The organism is Niveispirillum sp. BGYR6, assembly GCF_027568365.1.
In the GTDB taxonomy this organism is placed as follows: Bacteria; Pseudomonadota; Alphaproteobacteria; order Azospirillales; family Azospirillaceae; genus Niveispirillum.
Genome location: NZ_JANLNL010000004.1, coordinates 60,826 through 78,473, shown reverse-complemented (window position 1 = coordinate 78,473; position 17,648 = coordinate 60,826). Strand labels below are relative to the sequence as shown.

Below are 17,648 nucleotides of genomic sequence, written 5' to 3'. Positions count from 1 at the left end.
CAACGGGGGACCGCGTTGCGGTCCCCCGTTGGGTTTGCTGTTCACTTACGAGACTGGTCGCACCGGTTCACGTTTGAATATCAGATAGCAACCTCCACAGGCAAAAAATGGGACTCCAATAGTCTGAACCGTTCCGTTTTTGAGATTTCCGTCTAGCGGAATAAATTCCCATTTAATTTCGGAACGAAGTGGTGAGTCCGATTCCCAAATATTTTTGTTCTCTAGACTTCGCATGAGGTTCTTTTTACAATTAATTGTGTAGTATTTTGATATTTTCTTTAGTTTTTCTACGGTATATAATTCTCCATCTTGACTCGTAAATTCACCAGGTGAATAATAACCTCCACCTATAAGGTTATAGAGGCTATCATTTCCGCTTGAAATTGAAAATTCTGAGCACGCATAACCTTTTAATTGAACATAACTTCCACTGATATGAAGCACTTCTTCTTTAAATGAATTATATGGAAGCGCACGCTCTGAAAAACTATCAATTTCATCTGTTTGTACGAATATTTTTTCTATCCGCCAATCTCCAATGAGCCACTGCGGGGGCAGATCTTTGGCCTCAACACCCTGGATACTGCAGGCGAGAATTAAGAAAAAAATATAATTTACTATTTTAATATGCAAAACACCCTCCTTATTGAAATAATAATTTCAATGAGCGAAACCGGATTCTAACTATGGTACGGTAACGCATTATATGTATCTCCCCTCCGTGAAGAGCGCGATCTCTGCTGGCCTTCTGTTGATATCCCCACCTGGTCTGAATTGGTTGAAACCATCGTCAACCAAATCTAATCGTCCAGAGTTTGTATAATTGGCTAATTTTGTTTTTATTAGACTCCCGCGATTATATGTAAAAGAAATTAGAGAGTCTATTTCACTTTGAAATAGTAAGGATTTTATCGAAACGGACAAAGCGTCATTCATTCTTTTTTCATAAGTCGGCAAAATCATTCTCATTAACTGAATTTCTTGTTCAGTCGAAAGATAAACAACATCTTTGTTTTCCGCGCAAAAATCCCTTGCTTTTTCTCCTTCCAGGAAAGAACCTTCCGCAACTTTAGAGGAAACTTTGGCTGAAAGCCCTAGTTGAAGCATATCATTCTTAACTTCATCTTCTAGCCGAGACTTCATATCATACCCAGGGCCCAGCGTGACACCACTGGCCCCGCCCGGCCAATGCAGCCGGTTACTCACGCCCGGTAAAGATTCCCGCCGGTAAAGAAAATCCTCTCCCGCGGCCGATTGCTTCCTGTCTCCCCAATCCAGCGGCAGAACCGAGGCGGGGAAGGCGGGGTTGGGGCTGGCGCTTCTGACCAGCAGTCGCCCTTCCCGCATCAAACGTACACAATCGTCGATCAGCTTCGGCAGATTGATCGGCGTTGACCGTTTGGGCGCATGGAATGGGATCACCTGATCCGCGGGCTGATAGGGGCGCTGCCATAATGGCAGCGGCCCCGCCGGCAGGTTGGGTTCAATGCCAGTGCGGACAAGGTAATCATGAAGCCGCGCCGGTAATTCGGCCCACAGGCCAAGGAGGCCTTGCAGGAACCGGCGCCGCTCCGGATCGCAAAAGGACAGCCGTTTCAATGGCGTGGCATGGGGCCGCCCGATGAAGTGGTAGCCATTGACCTGGGCAATCTCCACGGTCGCCAGACTGGGTAATAGCGGCAGAGACTTTGCAACCCTCATCACCCACCCCAGCATCAATATCAACGGATGCGGTATTTTAGGGGATGGAATTGCCCTTGTTGAGCGGATCAGTTGTGTTAGCCCCTCTGGGCGTCACCTCGGCATCAGAGCGGTAATGGGGAACAAGCCGCTTACAAAAAACTATACGGATCGATATCCACCTGCACCCGCACGGCGGCGGGGATGTCTACCTGGGCCAGCCAGTCGGCCAGCACCGGCTGCAGGGCTAGGTTCTTCGGCCCTTTCAGCAACAGGCGCCGCCGGTGCCGGCCGCGCAGCACGGCCAGCGGGGCCGGGGCGGGGCCCAGGATCGTTAATTCCTCCCGCGTGCGCGGGGCGGTGCGGCCCAGGCGGCTGGAAATCTGGTCCACCAGCGCCTCATCCTCCCCCGACACGATCAGGGCGGCCAGCCTTCCATAGGGCGGCATGTCCAGGGCGCGGCGCTGTTCGGCCTCAATCGCCAGGAAACCGTCGCGGTCATGGGCCAGCAGGGCCTGCATCACCGGATGTTCGGGCATATGGGTTTGCAGCATCACCCGGCCCGGCCGGCTTTCACGCCCCGCGCGTCCGGCCACCTGATGCAGCAGCTGGAAGGTGCGCTCCCCCGCCCGCAAATCGCCGCCGCCCAGCCCCAGATCGGCATCCACCACCCCCACCAGGGTCAGCAGGGGGAAATGGTGGCCCTTGGCCATCACCTGGGTGCCGATCAACAAATCCACCGCCCCGTCGCGCACCTGTTCGATCACATTCAGCATGGCGCGGGGGCCCGCCAGCGTGTCCGACGTCATCAGCGCCACCCGCGCCTCTGGGAACAGATTGGCCACCTCCTCCGCCACCCGCTCCACGCCGGGGCCGCAGGCGACAAAGCTGCCTTCCGCCTCGCAATGCGGGCAATGGTCGGGGCTGGGGGCGGTATACCCGCAATGGTGGCATTGCAGGCGCCGGGTCAGCCGGTGTTCCACCAGCCAGGCGGTGCAATGCGGGCATTGCAGCCGGTGGCCGCAGCCCCGGCACAGGGTCAGCGGCGCATAGCCCCGGCGGTTCAGGAACAGCATCCCCTGTTCGCCGGCCGCCATGGTTTCTGCCAGCGCGTTGCGCAGGATGGGGGACAGCCATTGCCGGGCCGGCGGGGCGGCATCCTTGCGGCGCAGGTCGATCAGGGTGACATCGGGCATCTGGGCCCCGCCATGCCGGGCGGGCAGATCAATGCGGGCATAGCGGCCGGTCTCCGCATTGGCCAGCGTTTCCAGCGAGGGCGTGGCGCTGGCCAGCAGGATGGGAATCTGCCCCAGATGCGCCCGCACCACCGCCATGTCACGCGCGTGATAGACGACGCCTTCCTCCTGCTTGAAGGCGGCCTCGTGCTCCTCATCCACCACGATCAGGCCCAGATCGGGATAGGGCAGGAACAGGGCCGAGCGTGCGCCCACCACCACCCGTGCCTCGCCATTGGCCACGGCGCGCCAGGTGTGGCGGCGCAGGGGCGGGGCCAGTTCGGAATGCCATTCGGCGGGGCGCACGCCGAACCGCCCGGCGAACCGGTCCAGCCACTGGCTGGAAAGGGCGATTTCCGGCAGCAGCACCAGCACCTGTTTGCCGGCACGCAGGGCGGCCGCCACCGCTTCGAAATACACCTCCGTCTTGCCGGAACCGGTGACGCCATCCAGCAGCGTGGCGCTATAGCCGCCGGCGGACACTTTGGCGGTCAGATCATCGGCAGCGGCGCGCTGAATCTCCGACAGTTCCTTTGCGGCGGCATCCGGGTCCGGCACCGGAAAGCGCGGCAGGGCCCGCATGGGCACGGGCGTCAAGGCCCCGGCATCAGCCAGCGCCCGCACCACGGCGGGGCCGCAACCGGCATCATTGGCCAGATCGGCGGCCAGCCGTGGCGGCCCGTCCAGCAGCAATTCCAGAATCCGCTTGCGGGCGGGGGTCAGGCGCAGTCCGTCGGGCAGTTCCCCTTCGCTGCGCATATAGGCGGTGAGGGCGCGCGGCTCCTCCAGTGCGGCGGAAACCGACACGGCCATGCGCATCACCGCCCCCAGCGGTGACATGGTGTAGGTCGCCACCCAGGCGATGAAACGGCGCGTCACCGCCGGCATGGGCGGCAGGTCGAAGACGCGGATCAGCGGGCGCAGCTTGGTTTCCGCCACCCGGTCGCCGTTATGGTCGGCATCATCCTGCCAGACAACCCCGAACAGGCGGCGCGGGCCCAGCGGCACCTCCACATAGGTGCCGGGCGGCGCCTCCATCCCTTCGGGCACGCGGTAATCATAGGGTTCGGCCAGCGGCAGGGGCAGCAGCACACGCACCCGGCGCACCGCCGGCGCCACTGGCCCGCCGCCCAGAAGATCACCCTGCCCGCCTGTCGCCATAACCCGCCGGTTCCCGCTGCCCATGCCCCTTGCTTTATCGTCGGCGACCGCCGACGCGCGCCCCATGGCGCGTAAGCCCCAAGCCTGTGGATACAGGCGCCCGGCGCACGAGGGAACGCAAAATCTCCCAGCACCGACCACGATCAAGGAAAATAGCTATTAATTGTAAGAGAATGTCGCGCAGCGGCATCAGTTACAATGCCGTAACAATTCCACGGTAGATGAGCCGGGGGGGAGACACTAACTCCTAACCCGCAAGCCAGTTCACGGAAGTGGCGGCCGGCCGCGCCATTGCCACGCCGGTCGCCCGCGCCATGTCATTTTAGCCGGTTCTTCCGCCCGCCGGCGGGTTAGAATGTCCCTTTCATTGTCCTATTGACGCTGGGTCGCCCTTCCTGACCGGCCGTCCTGCGAAAGAACGGAAAAAGGATTATGCGTCTTCACCTTCAGATCGCCACCGCCATTGCCCTGGTCGCCCTGGGGGGCGGCGTCTGGTATGTCACCGGTTCCGGCCGTCCTGAAGGCACCAGCCAGGTTGCCGCCCGCCCGGTGGATGTCGTGGCCAGCCGCGCTGGCCGGGGGGAGATCAAGGTCGTGTTCGATGCCGTGGGCACCCTGCGCGCCAATGAGGCGGTGACGGTGACCGCCAAGACCGCCGGCCTGGTGCGCACCATCCGTTTCCAGGAAGGACAGAAGGTCTCCGCCGGCGACGTGCTGCTGGAACTGGATGATACAGAGGTGCGGGCCAATCTGGCCGTGGCGGAGGCGACGCGCCGCAACGCCGCCCAGCTGCTGGAACGTTCCAAGGCGCTGCTGCCACGGCAGGCCATTGCCCAGGCCAAGGTGGATGAGCTGAACCTGCAGCTGCAGGGGGCGGAGGCATCGGTGCGCGCCGCCCAGGCCCGCCTGCAGGATCTGACCATCCGCGCGCCCTTTGGCGGGGCCACCGGCCTGCGCCAGGTTAGCCCCGGTGCCCTGGTGCAGCCGGGCACGCCGGTGACCACGCTGGATGATACCGGTGTGATGAAGCTGGAATTCACCGTGCCGGAAGCCGCATTGCCGCAGTTGCGCGAGGGCATGGAGATTGCGGCCAGCAGCAATGTCTATCCGGGTCAGGCCTTCCAGGGCACGCTGTCGGCCGTGGATACCCGCATCGACAGCGTTACCCGCACCCTGGCGGCCGTGGCCCGCCTGCCCAACCCCGATGGCCGCCTGCGGCCCGGCATGTTCATGACCGTGCGGCTGACGCTGGAAAACCGCGCCAATGTGGTGCTGGTGCCGGAAGAAGCGCTGGTGCCGGTTGGTGACCGCCAGTTTGTTTATCTGGTGGTGGAGGGCAAGGTGCAGCGCCGGGAAATCACCATCGGCGCGCGTTCCGGCGGCAATGTGGAGGCGGCCCAGGGCCTGCAGGGCGGTGAGCTGATCATCACCCGTGGCACCCAGAAGGTGCGCGAAGGCCTGCCGGTCAATGCCAAGATCAGTGGCGGCAGCGATGTGCCACAGGCGGCAGCCCGGCCCAGCTGAGGCCGCCGCCCAACCGGTAAGTTTTTCGTCGGCGCCAGCGGCGCCCTGTCCTACCTGATGTCAATCCAGGGGCTACGCCTGCCATGGTGCTCTCCGACCTCTCGATCCAGCGCCCGGTGCTTGCCTTCGTGATCAGCGCCATGCTGGTTGTGTTCGGCGTGCTGGGCTATGAGAAGCTGCCGGTGCGCGAGCTGCCGAAGATCGATTATCCCGTCGTTTCCATCTCCACCAACTATCCCGGCGCCAGCGCGGAGGTGGTGGATAATGAAATCACTGAGCGGATCGAAGGGGTGATCAACGGGATCGAGGGGATCAAAACCATCCGCTCCCGGTCGCGCGAAGGTGCTTCCTCCGTCTCGGTGGAATTCGACATCGACCGCGATATTGACAGCGCCAGCAATGATGTGCGCGACCGTGTGGGCCGCATCGCCGAGAATCTGCCGCAGGAGGCGGATACGCCGGAAATCAGCAAGGTCGATGCCGACAGCAACCCGATCATGTGGATTTCCCTGCGCGCCCAGGGCATGGACCAGCTGGAGCTGACGGATTTCGTCCGTCGCTATTATCAGGATGCGCTGGCCACGGTGCCGGGCGTGGCCTCCATCCGCATCAGCGGATCGCGGGAATTCGCCATGCGTGTCTGGCTGGACCGCAACGCCATGGCGGCGCGCGGGGTGACGGTGCAGGATATTGAAGATGCCATCCGCCGGGAAAATGCCGAGCTGCCGGCCGGTCGCATCGAAAGCCAGCAGCGCGAATTCACCGTGCGCACCGATACGCGGCTGAACCGCCCCGAACAGTTCGCCCGTATCCTGATCCGCCAGGATGGCATGAATCAGGTACGTGTCGGCGATGTGGCGCGGGTGGAGATAGCGGCCCGCGATGACCGGTCGGATTTCCGCATCAATGGCTCCGCCGCTGTTGGCATGGGCATTGTCCGCCAGTCCACCGCCAACACGATGGAAGTGTCGCAAGGGGTGCGCGCACTGCTGGCCCAGTTCCAGGCCAATCTGCCGGCGGGCATGATCCTGGAGGTGCGGCACGACGATGCCGCCTTCATCGGCCAGTCCATCTATGAGGTGTTCCACGCCATTGCCGTGGCCGTCGGGCTGGTGGTGCTGGTGGTGTGGATGTTCCTGCGCACCTTGCGCGCCACCATCATCCCCGTGGTCGCCATCCCGGTTTCCATGGTGGCCGCCTTTGGCGTGATGGCGGCCATGGGCTTTTCCATCAATGTGCTGACCCTGCTGGCCTTTGTGCTGGCCGTGGGGCTGGTGGTGGATGATGCCATCATCGTGGTGGAAAATATCTCTCGCCGGATCGAGGAGGGGGAGCCGCCGCTGCTGGCGTCATATCGCGGGGCCCGGCAGATCGGCTTTGCGGTGATTGCCACCACGCTGGTGTTGCTGGCGGTGATTGCACCCTTGTCCATGCTGGCCGGCGATCAAGGCCGCCTGTTCCGCGAATTCGCCGTGGCCCTGATGGCCGCCATCGGCTTTTCCTGCGTGGTGGCGCTGACCCTATCGCCCATGCTCTGTTCCAAGCTGCTGAAGGGCCATGCGGAACCGCGCGGCCTGTTCCGCTATACAGAGCGGGTGCTGGATCGGGTGACGCAGGGCTATCGTGCCCTGCTGCGCGGTGCCCTGGCCGCGCGGGTGCTGGTGCTGGCCCTGCTGGGCGGTTCCCTGGTGCTGACCGGGCTGATCGCCCTGGCCTTGCCCTCGGAACTGGCCCCGACGGAGGATCGCGGCCAGTTCCGCATCAGCATCACCGCCCCGGAAGGGGCCAGCGTGGAGTTCACCAACCAGGAGGTGGCAGAGGTGGAGGCGGTGCTGCGCCCCTATCTGCAATCGGGGGAACTGGATAACACGCTCACCATCGTCAATCCCGGCTGGGGCGGTTCAGCCGGCGTCAACCGGGCGATGGTGGTTGCCCGCTCCCCCACCTGGGACAAGCGCCCCGCCAACGGCCGTTCCGTGCAGGATCTGGTGGCGGAAATCACGCCCAAGCTGGATGCCATTCCCGGTGCCCGCATCAATGTTGTGCTGCCGTCGGGCCTGGGTGGTGGTGGCGGCAATGCCAACCAGCTGCAGGTCGTTATCGGCGGCAACACGTTCGAAGAACTGGCCGACTGGCGCGACATGCTGATTGAACGGCTGCGGGAATATCCCGGCCTGACTGGCTTTCAGGCCAATTATGATGAGACGAAGCCCCAGTTGCGGGTGACGGTGGACCGCGACCGGGCGGCCGATCTGGGGGTGCCCGTCACCGTGATCGGCCGCACCCTGGAAACCATGCTGGGCGAGCGCGAGGTGACGCGCTATCTGGACCGGGGCGAGGAATATGATGTGGTGCTGCGCGCCAACAGCGGCGACCGCGCCAACCCGCGCGACCTGAACAATATCTTCGTGCGCGGCGGCAATGCCGACGGTGCCAGCCAGCTGGTGCCGCTGGCCAACCTGATCCAGATCCATGACATTGCCGCCCCGACGGAGCTGAACCGTTATAACCGGCTGCGGTCGATCACCATTACGGCCAACCTGACCAACGGCACCCCCATGGGTGACGCCATCAAGGTGGTGCAGCAGGCCGCGGCTGAGGCCCTGCCACCGGAAGCGCGGATCAGCTTTGAAGGGGCCGCCCGGCTGCAGCTGGAAGCCTCCAGCGCCATTTACTTTGCCCTGGGCATGGCCATGCTGGTGGCCTTCCTGGTGCTGGCCGCCCAGTTTGAGAATTTCCGCCTGCCGGCGATGATCCTGGTATCGGTGCTGCCGGCCGGCTTTGGCGGGGTGCTGGCCATCCAGCTGACCGGCATGTCGTTGAACACCTATACGCAGATCGGCCTGATCATGCTGATCGGCCTGATCGCCAAGAACGCCATCATGATTGTGGAGTTCGCCAACCAGCTGCGCGAAGAGGGCAAGGCCCTGCTGGATGCGGTGGTGGAGGCATCGGCCCTGCGGCTGCGGCCCATCCTGATGACCTCCATTGCCACCGTGTTTGGCGCCCTGCCCCTGGCGCTGGCCCATGGGGCGGGCGCGGAAAGCCGCATGGCCATCGGCTGGGTGATCGTGGGCGGGGTCAGTGTCGGCACGCTGATCTCCCTGTTCGTCACGCCGGTGCTTTACAGCCTGTTCGCGCAGGGGGTGCAACCGATCGGCGCGGTACGGCGCTTGATTGAGGAGCAGGAACGGCGCTTCCACGAAGCGCCCCAGGTTCCCGCCGAATGATGAAAGGGCGCCCGGTGAGGCGCCCTTTTCATATCAGCGTGTAAATCCGGACCGCCAGCCAAAGGGCCGACCGCCATCAATCCCCGCCGGTATGCCGGTCGGTGATCCAGAAGAACAGGGCCAGCAGCGGCAGCAGAAAGGCCAACGGCCCGAAGAAACGCCAGGGGCCCGGTGGGAAAGGGACATAATGGGAAATCAGCGCCACCCCGCCCAAGGCGACCACCACCAGCCCCCCCACCAGCGCCCAGCCCTCCCAAGTGGCCGGCGTGATGCCAGGCCCGGACCGCTTGGAACGGAACCAATATCTGCGCGCCATCCTCCTCCCCTATAAGTAGATCAGTCAATGCACTAGTTCTACATTAGGGCATAGGGCAACACAACTACAACCAGAGCGGCAGCAGCTTTATCCAAATTTTGTTACAATCGGGATGAGAAAAGGGGGAGCGCGACATTTCATTCTGCCCGCCCCCATTCTTTTGGGTCAGAAGTATCAGCCCTCTCCGTCACCCGTATGGCGATCCGCAACCCAGCAGAACAGCACCAGCAGCGGGATCAGATAAAGAAGGGGGCCAAAAACCCGCCAAGGTCCGGCCGGCAAGGGGACGAACTGCTTGATCAGGGCGATTCCTGCAACCGCCAGCAACACGAAAAGCGCCGTCACCCCCCACCCTTCCCAGGTGGCGGGTGCCGTGCCATAGCCCAGACGTTTGGGGCGAAACCAGGGACGCTGCATGGGGAAAGCCTCACTGCTGGATGAAACCGCTTCCATCCGCAGTATAGCGTTGGAATGCCGTTCAATCGCAAGCAGCAAGTCGACGCAGCCCGTCGCCGCTGATCCCCATCAGCGTCACAGTTTCGGCATCCGCCCCGATGCTGCGATAGAACAGGGCGGCGCGCAGATTGGCCGGGCGCATGTGCCAGGACAGCCAGCCCAGCCCGCGAGCCAGCACCAGCCGGGCACAGGCCCCCACCAGGGCGCGGCCCACCCCGGCCCGGCGGGCCAGCGGTTCAACATAGAGATTTTCCAGCACCAGCCCAGCCCTGGCCGATTGGCTGTCATAACCACGGGTCAGCAGGGCCACCCCCGCTATATGGCCCCGGCGGGTGGCCAGCAGGCAGGTGAACAGCGGGTCGGCACCGAACCCCTGTTGCCGGAACAAAGCCGGTGTCAGGGCTGGTGGCTCCATCCCCTCTTCCGCCGACAGGGCGGCCAGCAGGGCACAAACGACATCGGCATCCGCACGGGTCGCCGCACGGATGCCGATCTCTTCCATCACAAACGATCCCGGCCCGGTCAGGCGGCGATCAGCTTGTCCATTTCGCGCAGGATGCTGTCCGACATGACAGAGGTGGACACCTTGGCCATGCCAGCCTGCATGATGTCACCAGTGCGCAGGCCGGTGCCCAGCACGTTCTGCACGGCATTTTCCAGAATGTCGGCATCTTCCTGCAGGTCGAAGGACCAGCGCAGCGCCATGGCAAAGGACAGGAACATGGCGATCGGGTTGGCCAGATCGCGGCCGGCAATATCCGGGGCCGAACCATGCACCGGCTCATACAGGGCCTTGCGCTTGCCCTGGGCATCCACGGCACCCAGAGAGGCCGACGGCAGCATCCCGATGGAACCGGTCAGCATGGACGCCTCGTCAGACAGGATGTCGCCGAACAGATTGTCGGTGACGATCACATCGAACTGCTTGGGGTTGCGCACCAGCTGCATGGCGGCGGCGTCGGCCAGCATGTGGGACAGTTCCACATCCTGATACTCGGCCTTGTGCAGAGCGGTCACTTCCTGACGCCACAGCAGGCCCGACTCCATCACATTGCCCTTGTCGGAGGAGCAGACCTTGTTGCCGCGCTTGCGCGCCAGCTCAAAGGCCACGCGGGCGACGCGGTGGATTTCGTGCGTGTCATAGACCTGGGTGTTGACGCCGCGGCGTTCCCCATTCGGCAGATCGGTGATGCCGCGCGGCTCCCCGAAATAAACGCCGCCGGTCAGTTCGCGGATGATCATGATATCCAGACCGCGCACCACTTCCGGCTTCAGCGTGCTGGCATCCACCAGCGCGTCGAACACCTTGGCCGGGCGCAGGTTGGCGAACAGGCCCATTTCCTTGCGCAGGCGCAGCAGGCCCGCTTCCGGGCGCTTGTCAAAGCCCAGATTATCCCATTTCGGGCCGCCCACGGCGGCCAGGATCACGGCATCGACGGCCAGGGCGCGGGCCATGGTCTCATCCGTCAGGGGCGTACCATGCGCGTCGTAGGAGCAGCCGCCAACCAGACCTTCCTCAAGCTGGAACTCCACCCCGCGCTTGCGGCCGTACCAGTCGATCACGCGCCGCAGCTGGCGCATGACTTCAGGACCGATACCATCGCCCGGCAGCAGCAGCAGCGAACGCTTCGACATGACGGAAAACCCCTCGAATGGATAGGCAAGATGAAGGACAGCCCAATGGGCTGCCCCGAGTTCTAAACCGATTGGTGGCTGCCGCCAAGTGTGACGGCAGCCGCGCTTTAGACGGATAACCGAAAGGTCAGGAGGCCGAGGCCCAGAGCCAGGGCTGGGACTGCTTGTTCGACGCCTCGAACGCATCGATCGACGGGGCGTTGCGCAGCGTCAGGCCGATATCATCCCAGCCATTCAGCAGGCATTCGCGGCGGAACGGCTCCACCTCGAAACCGATCGTCTCCCCGTCCGGCAGGGTGATCTGCTGGGTTTCCAGATCGACGGTGAAGGTGGCATTGGCGCCATTGTCGGCGGCGGCCATCAGCTTTTCGACAATTTCCACCGGCATCGGGATCGGCAGGATGCCGTTCTTGAAGCTGTTATTGAAGAAGATGTCGGCGAAGCTGGGGGCGATGATGCAGCGGATGCCGAAATCGGCCAGGGCCCAGGGCGCATGTTCGCGCGAGGAGCCGCAGCCGAAATTATCGCCGGCGATCAGGATGGAGGCATTGCGATAGGCCGGCTTGTTCAGCACGAAATCGGCCACTTCCTGCCCGTCCTTGAAGCGCATGGAGGCGAACAGGCCGGCACCCAGCCCGGTGCGCTGGATCGTCTTCAGATATTCGGCGGCGATGATCATGTCGGTATCGACATTCATCAGCCGCAGCGGGGCGGCGACACCGGTGAGCTGGGTGAATTTTTGCATCTGACTGTACCCGGACGATTGGCAATGGAACCTGTCTTCCTTCTGCCATGCCGCAGCGCGGCCGCGCAACACATGATCGTTGTAAGGCTGGTCTGCGACAGATGCTTGCGTGGGACATCCTGATGCCCCCGCCTTCCCCCTCGAAATTTCACGGGTACGACCATGGTGCCGTGGCAATCGCGTGCCTATCTCCTATCATAGGGTCGGGGGGCCCTTGTCCGATGGAGGCATCATGCGTCTGTTCAGGGTGACATTGCCGGTGGCGGCGGTGGAAAGTGCCGCCCGTTTCTATGGCGCGGTGCTGGGCCAGTCCGGCACCCGGGTGGCTGCCGACCGCCATTCGTTCGAGGTGGGGCAGGTGCGGCTGGATTGCCGGCAGGTGGCCGGCGGAATGCCGATTCCCATCTCTGAGCCGGTCTGTTTTGCCGTGCATGATCTGGAAGGGTTCCGCCAGCGGGTTCTGGATACCCAGGGGGAGGCACCCGGCGAGATCATTATCGAGCCATCGGGCGAACGCAGCTTCCACTGCGCCGATCCCTCGGGCAACGCCCTCTGCTTTGTGGAGGCAGGCACGGAGCGGCAGGACTGATCCACGCCGGACATCATGCCAGGCTGTGATCGCCCCACGACGTTGGTCGGGGGCGATAATGGTTTGGTGACCGGCAGGATTGCCGGCCCTCACCACCCGCGCTACCATCATCCCAATATATCGATCGGAACGAACCGGCCCTGGCCGGCATAACGTGACCGACAAAGGGAGGGCGGCTGGATGAAGCAATCCGACGGCAATAAAACATGCCTGCGGGGGCGCCATGCGTGTGCGTAGCCCCCAGGATCTGGTGGGTGGCATCGCGCTGATCGCGCTGGCCGCCCTGGCTTTTTCACAAATCGGCGATCTGCGCATCGGCACCGCCTCGCGCATGGGCCCCGGTTATTTCCCCACCGTGCTGGCAGGCCTGACCGGGCTGGTCGGGCTGGTGCTGGCGGTGCGGTCGCTGGTGCTGGACGGGCATGGGCTGGAAAGCCTGAACCTGCGGCATGGCTTGCCGCTGTTGGGGGCCATCCTGGTTTTCGGGCTGGCGATCCGGCCGCTGGGTCTGGTGCTGGCATCCGGCCTGCTGTTCCTGGTCAGCGCCTTTGCCTCACCGGAACTGAAATGGCGGGAAACGCTGGTGGCCTCGGTCGTGCTGATCGGGCTGGCCGTGCTGCTGTTCGTGGTCCTGCTGGACCTGCCCTTCCCCGTCTGGCCGCGGATGTGAACCCATGGACAGTGTTTTTTCCAACCTGGCGCTGGGGTTCAGCGCGGCGGGCACGCCCACCAATCTGGCGCTTTGTTTCATCGGGGCCCTGGTCGGCACGCTGATCGGCGTGCTGCCGGGGCTAGGGCCCATCGCCACCATCGCCATCCTGCTGCCCATCACCTTCAGCCTGGATCCGCTGGGCGCGCTGATCATGCTGGCCGGCATCTATTACGGGGCCCAATATGGCGGCAGCACCACGGCCATCCTGGTCAATATGCCGGGGGAAACCAGTTCCGTCGTCACCACGCTGGACGGGCACCAAATGGCCCGCCAGGGCCGCGCCGGTCCGGCGCTGGCCATTGCCGCCCTGGGTTCCTTCTTCGCCGGCTCCGTCGCCACCTTCCTGGTGGCCCTGTGCGGGCCGATTCTGGCGAGCTTTGCACAGAATTTCGGCCCCCCGGAATATTTCGCCCTGATGCTGACCGGGCTGATCGGCGCCATCGTGTTGGCCAGCGGATCGGTGCTGAAGGCGGTGGCGATGGTGATTGTCGGGCTGCTGCTGGGCTGTGTGGGATCGGATATCGAAACCGGTGAACAACGCCTGACCTTCGGCATCGCCCAGATTGCGGAGGGGATCAATTTCACCACGCTGGCCGTGGGCCTGTTCGGCGTGGCGGAAATCCTGCGCAATCTGGAGAAGACCCAGGACCGCACCATTCTGGGTGCCAAGATCACCGGGCTGATGCCGACCTGGGCCGATATCAAACAGAGCATCATGCCGGTGCTGCGCGGCACCGGCATCGGTTCCGTGCTGGGTATCCTGCCCGGCAATGGCGCGGTACTGGCGCCCTATGCCAGCTATACGCTGGAAAAGAAAATCTCCCGCACGCCGCAGCGTTTCGGCAAGGGCGCGATTGAGGGCGTGGCCGGCCCGGAAAGCGCCAATAATGCCGGGGCGCAGACCAGCTTCATCCCGCTGCTGACGCTGGGCATCCCGCCCAATGCGGTGATGGCGATGATGGTTGGGGCCATGACCATTCAGGGCATCGTGCCCGGCCCTGCGGTGATGACGGAGAACCCCACCTTGTTCTGGGGCATGATCGCCAGCATGTGGATCGGCAATCTGATGCTGGTGATCATCAACCTGCCACTGGTGGGGGTGTGGGTGCGGTTGCTGAAGGTGCCGTACCGCATCCTGTTCCCGGCCATCCTGATGTTCTGCTGCATCGGGGTTTATTCCATCAACTCCTCGGGCATTGAGGTGATGCTGGTCGCCCTGTTCGGGGCCGTCGGCTATTTCCTGGTCAAGCACGGGTTTGAGCCGGCGCCCCTGCTGCTGGCCTTCGTGCTGGGCCCTTTGATGGAAGAGAATCTGCGCCGGTCCTTCCTGATCGCGCGCGGCGACCCGATGATTTTCGTCAACCGCCCGCTCTCGGCCTTCCTGCTGCTGGTGGCGGTGGGGTTGCTGATTCTGGTGCTGCTGCCCGCCATCCGCAAACGCCGGGAGGAGGTATTCCATGAGGAAGAGTGAAGCGTAACGCCCATCCCCAAACGCAATAACAACAGAACCAATCCCTGGGAGGAAAAACCATGCGTTTCAGCACCCTTGCCGTCACCGCCTTTGCCCTGGCCCTGGGCTCCGCCCCCGCCCTGGCAGAGAACTTCCCCAACCGCCCCGTCACCATGGTGGTGCCGTTTTCCGCCGGCGGGCCGACAGACACGGTGGCCCGGCTGGTCGCCCAATCGATGAGCCAGACGCTGGGTCAGCAGGTGATTGTGGAGAATGTCGGCGGGGCGGGCGGCACCATCGGGGCCGGTCGCGTGGCCAAGGCCGATCCGGACGGCTATACGATTCTGCTGCACCATATCGGGCAGGCGACATCCGCCACGCTCTATCGCAAGCTGACCTATGATCCCAAGGTGGATTTCGCCCCCATCGGGCTGGTCACCGATGTGCCGATGACCATCGTGGCCAAAAAGGACTTTCCGGCCAAGGATCTGAAGGAACTGGTGGCCTATGTGAAGGCCAACCCGGACAAGGTGACGCTGGCCAATGCCGGCGTGGGTGCCGCCTCGCATCTCTGCGGCATGTTGTTCATGCAGGCGCTGCAAACCCCGCTGACCACCGTTCCGTACAAGGGCACCGGCCCGGCCATGAATGATCTGGTCGGCGGTCAGGTGGATTTGATGTGCGACCAGACCACCAACACCACCGGCCAGATCAAGGGCGGGGCGGTGAAGGCCTATGCCGTTACCACCCCCACCCGCGTTGCCTCCCTGCCCGACCTGCCCACCACCAGGGAAGCCGGATTGCCGGGGGTGGAGGTGGCCGTATGGCATGGGCTTTACGCGCCCAAGGGCACACCGGATACCGTGGTCGCCAAACTGAACGCGGCGCTGAAGGTGGCCCTGAAGGATGCAACGGTAAAGCAGCGCTTCGCCGAACTGGGCACCGAACCGGTATCGGAGGCCCGCGCCACGCCCAAGGCGCTGGGTGATTTCGTGGTGGCGGAGATCGACCGCTGGCGCCCGGTGATCCAGGCGGCCGGCGTTTACGCAGATTGAAGGTCCACTGAAAACGGTGCAACAAAAAACCCCGCCGGTGACGGCGGGGTTTTTCATGATGGTGGAGCCAAGCGGGATCGAACCGCTGACCTCTACAATGCCATTGTAGCGCTCTCCCAGCTGAGCTATGGCCCCGAAACTTGTCTGCGCTGGCTGGGCTGTCAGCGCCGTGGGCGGGTTTATGGAGAAACTCCGCCACGGATGCAAGGGGAAAAATCACGGCCCCCGGCTTTTGCCCAAGGGCGGAAAACATAAAGGCCCGGTCGTTGCTGACCGGGCCTTTTGTATTTGGTGGAGCCAAGCGGGATCGAACCGCTGACCTCTACAATGCCATTGTAGCGCTCTCCCAGCTGAGCTATGGCCCCGAAACCTGTGGTCGCTGTCTGGGTCGCCAGCGCCGTGGGCGGGTTTATGGAGAAACCCGCCCCTGGATGCAAGGGAAAAATTCAGCCGATTGTCATTTTTATGCAATCGGCTGTTCCCCCGCCGGATCAGCGATCCTCGTCGCCTTCCACATCGACGACTTCACCCATGTCGTCGCCATCATCCAGCTCGTCGGCATCTTCCAGCAGGACGTCCTCGTCCTCCACCACATCGTCGGCAACATCGTCGGTGGCGAGATCGTCGGCGACATCGGCTTCATCCACGCCGATCTCCACCGTCTCCTCGTCCAGCTCCTCCGTCTCGACATCCAGCGTCTCCTCGTCCCCGACGCTCTTGACCGGCTTCTTCACATCATCGGTCGGCATCGGACGGGCCCGGCGGGACCGCAACAGTGCCTCCGGGTCGAAGGTGGTGCCGCAGGACGGGCACACCGGCGGATCTTTCCGCATATCGTAATAGCGCGCGCCACAGCTCGGGCAAATGCGCTTAACCCCCCATTCGGGCTTCGCCACCTAAATCCTCCATCAATTCCAAAGCGCCCAGAACGCAGCACTGCGGCTCTGGCGGCATCTGCCATGATACCTGCGGCCTGTCAACGAACTTGGCCGCCCATATCCGATTTCCCGATATGCGATGCGGCCCTGCCGGGCCCAACCCATCCCCCATGCTAAGCGCTTCGCCCGCCCCTGTCGCCTGAAACCTGTCGGGGAAGGGGTTGGGCTTTATCAACAAGCGGGGCCTCACCGCCCCACGCAATCATCCAGCCCGTCGCGACGGACAATCTCCATGCGGCGTTGCAGGATGCCGGCGCGGGCAGCGACATAGCGGCCGGGCGGGTTGGCTTTCCATTGGCGCGGGCTGGGCAGGATGGCGGCCAGCAGGGCGGCTTCGCGGGGGGAAAGGTCAGCGGCCCCCTTGCCGAACCAGTGGCGGGCCGCCGCTTCGGCGCCATAGACGCCCGGCGCCCATTCCACAATGTTCAGATAGACTTCCATGATGCGGCGCTTGGACCAGAAGGTTTCCACCAGCCCGGTGAACCACAGCTCCACCCCCTTGCGCAGCCAGGACCGGTCGGGCCAGAGAAAGGCGTTTTTTGCCACCTGCTGGCTGATGGTGCTGCCGCCGCGCATGGCACGGCCGCCCTGTTCATTGCGTTCCAGCGCCTGTTCCACCGCATCCCAATCCACCCCACCATGCTGGCAGAACCGGCTATCCTCCGCCGCGATGACGGCGCGGGCGAGATGCGGCGATAGGCGGGACAGCGGTTGCCATTGTTTCTGCCAGCCGCCGCCGCTTTCCACCGCGCGGATCAGCATCAGCGGCGTGCCCGGCACCGGCAGCACAGCATAGGCCAGCACCCAGAGAAGAGAAGCCGCGACAAACCCCGCCACGCCATAGGCGGCAAGGCGCAGCCAGCGCCCCGCCTTGCCCTTGCCCGCCCCACGCCAAACCGCCATGCCCACACCGCTCCATCCT

16 protein-coding genes and 2 tRNA genes are annotated in these 17,648 nt (G+C 63.4%); 6 read left to right on the top strand and 12 right to left on the bottom strand.

Going from position 1 to position 17,648, the window contains the following annotated elements:
- Positions 1 to 45: 45 nt before the first annotated feature.
- The 3 genes from PCJ49_RS10885 to PCJ49_RS10875 form a co-directional block, all read right to left on the bottom strand.
- A complete protein-coding gene (locus PCJ49_RS10885) occupies positions 46 to 633 on the bottom strand; it encodes a hypothetical protein (RefSeq protein ID WP_269910953.1) in 588 nt (195 codons plus the stop codon).
- A gap of 69 nt (positions 634 to 702) precedes the next feature.
- Positions 703 to 1,701, bottom strand: coding sequence for a hypothetical protein (locus PCJ49_RS10880; RefSeq protein WP_269910952.1), 999 nt, complete (start codon positions 1,699 to 1,701; stop codon positions 703 to 705).
- A 131-nt stretch (positions 1,702 to 1,832) separates the two neighbouring features.
- The gene (locus tag PCJ49_RS10875) at positions 1,833 to 4,076 is read right to left on the bottom strand and encodes a primosomal protein N' (RefSeq protein WP_269910951.1); all 2,244 of its coding nucleotides are present in this window, start codon (positions 4,074 to 4,076) and stop codon (positions 1,833 to 1,835) included.
- 432 nt (positions 4,077 to 4,508) lie between these two features.
- Here PCJ49_RS10875 and PCJ49_RS10870 point away from each other — a divergent pair, with 432 nt between their 5' ends.
- The gene (locus PCJ49_RS10870) at positions 4,509 to 5,600 is read left to right on the top strand and encodes an efflux RND transporter periplasmic adaptor subunit (protein WP_269910950.1); all 1,092 of its coding nucleotides are present in this window, start codon (positions 4,509 to 4,511) and stop codon (positions 5,598 to 5,600) included.
- Positions 5,601 to 5,683: 83 nt separating this feature from the next.
- The gene (locus PCJ49_RS10865) at positions 5,684 to 8,830 is read left to right on the top strand and encodes an efflux RND transporter permease subunit (RefSeq protein ID WP_269910949.1); all 3,147 of its coding nucleotides are present in this window, start codon (positions 5,684 to 5,686) and stop codon (positions 8,828 to 8,830) included.
- 76 nt (positions 8,831 to 8,906) lie between these two features.
- Here PCJ49_RS10865 and PCJ49_RS10860 read toward each other — a convergent pair whose 3' ends face one another.
- From PCJ49_RS10860 to leuD, 5 genes are all read right to left on the bottom strand, one after another.
- Positions 8,907 to 9,146, bottom strand: a complete 240-nt coding sequence (locus tag PCJ49_RS10860; protein WP_089287698.1) for a hypothetical protein — start codon at positions 9,144 to 9,146, stop codon at positions 8,907 to 8,909.
- A 174-nt stretch (positions 9,147 to 9,320) separates the two neighbouring features.
- Positions 9,321 to 9,563, bottom strand: a complete 243-nt coding sequence (locus tag PCJ49_RS10855; protein WP_269910948.1) for a hypothetical protein — start codon at positions 9,561 to 9,563, stop codon at positions 9,321 to 9,323.
- Positions 9,564 to 9,624: 61 nt separating this feature from the next.
- Positions 9,625 to 10,104, bottom strand: a complete 480-nt coding sequence (locus PCJ49_RS10850; protein ID WP_269910947.1) for a GNAT family N-acetyltransferase — start codon at positions 10,102 to 10,104, stop codon at positions 9,625 to 9,627.
- Between the two features lie 20 nt (positions 10,105 to 10,124).
- A complete protein-coding gene (gene leuB, locus PCJ49_RS10845; RefSeq protein ID WP_269910946.1) occupies positions 10,125 to 11,237 on the bottom strand; it encodes a 3-isopropylmalate dehydrogenase in 1,113 nt (370 codons plus the stop codon).
- Positions 11,238 to 11,364: 127 nt separating this feature from the next.
- Positions 11,365 to 11,982, bottom strand: coding sequence for a 3-isopropylmalate dehydratase small subunit (gene leuD / locus PCJ49_RS10840; RefSeq protein WP_269910945.1), 618 nt, complete (start codon positions 11,980 to 11,982; stop codon positions 11,365 to 11,367).
- Between the two features lie 232 nt (positions 11,983 to 12,214).
- Here leuD and PCJ49_RS10835 point away from each other — a divergent pair, with 232 nt between their 5' ends.
- The 4 genes from PCJ49_RS10835 (at position 12,215) to PCJ49_RS10820 (ending at position 15,788) form a co-directional block, all read left to right on the top strand.
- Positions 12,215 to 12,571 (top strand): VOC family protein, encoded by a 357-nt coding sequence (locus PCJ49_RS10835; protein ID WP_269910944.1) that lies wholly within the window; start codon positions 12,215 to 12,217, stop codon positions 12,569 to 12,571.
- A 223-nt stretch (positions 12,572 to 12,794) separates the two neighbouring features.
- Positions 12,795 to 13,241 carry a tripartite tricarboxylate transporter TctB family protein gene (locus tag PCJ49_RS10830; protein WP_269910943.1) on the top strand — a complete coding sequence of 149 codons (447 nt, stop codon included), beginning with the start codon at positions 12,795 to 12,797 and terminating at the stop codon, positions 13,239 to 13,241.
- A gap of 4 nt (positions 13,242 to 13,245) precedes the next feature.
- The gene (locus PCJ49_RS10825; RefSeq protein ID WP_269910942.1) at positions 13,246 to 14,754 is read left to right on the top strand and encodes a tripartite tricarboxylate transporter permease; all 1,509 of its coding nucleotides are present in this window, start codon (positions 13,246 to 13,248) and stop codon (positions 14,752 to 14,754) included.
- 59 nt (positions 14,755 to 14,813) lie between these two features.
- Positions 14,814 to 15,788: a tripartite tricarboxylate transporter substrate binding protein BugD gene (locus PCJ49_RS10820; protein ID WP_269910941.1), complete on the top strand. Its 975-nt coding sequence runs from the start codon at positions 14,814 to 14,816 to the stop codon at positions 15,786 to 15,788.
- Between the two features lie 59 nt (positions 15,789 to 15,847).
- Here PCJ49_RS10820 and PCJ49_RS10815 read toward each other — a convergent pair.
- From PCJ49_RS10815 to mtgA, 4 genes are all read right to left on the bottom strand, one after another.
- A tRNA-Ala gene (locus tag PCJ49_RS10815) sits at positions 15,848 to 15,923 on the bottom strand.
- A 154-nt stretch (positions 15,924 to 16,077) separates the two neighbouring features.
- Positions 16,078 to 16,153, bottom strand: a tRNA-Ala gene (locus PCJ49_RS10810).
- Positions 16,154 to 16,279: 126 nt separating this feature from the next.
- Positions 16,280 to 16,684 (bottom strand): TIGR02300 family protein, encoded by a 405-nt coding sequence (locus PCJ49_RS10805; RefSeq protein WP_089287709.1) that lies wholly within the window; start codon positions 16,682 to 16,684, stop codon positions 16,280 to 16,282.
- Between the two features lie 228 nt (positions 16,685 to 16,912).
- Positions 16,913 to 17,629 (bottom strand): monofunctional biosynthetic peptidoglycan transglycosylase, encoded by a 717-nt coding sequence (mtgA, locus tag PCJ49_RS10800; RefSeq protein ID WP_269910940.1) that lies wholly within the window; start codon positions 17,627 to 17,629, stop codon positions 16,913 to 16,915.
- Between the last annotated feature and the right edge of the window lie 19 nt (positions 17,630 to 17,648).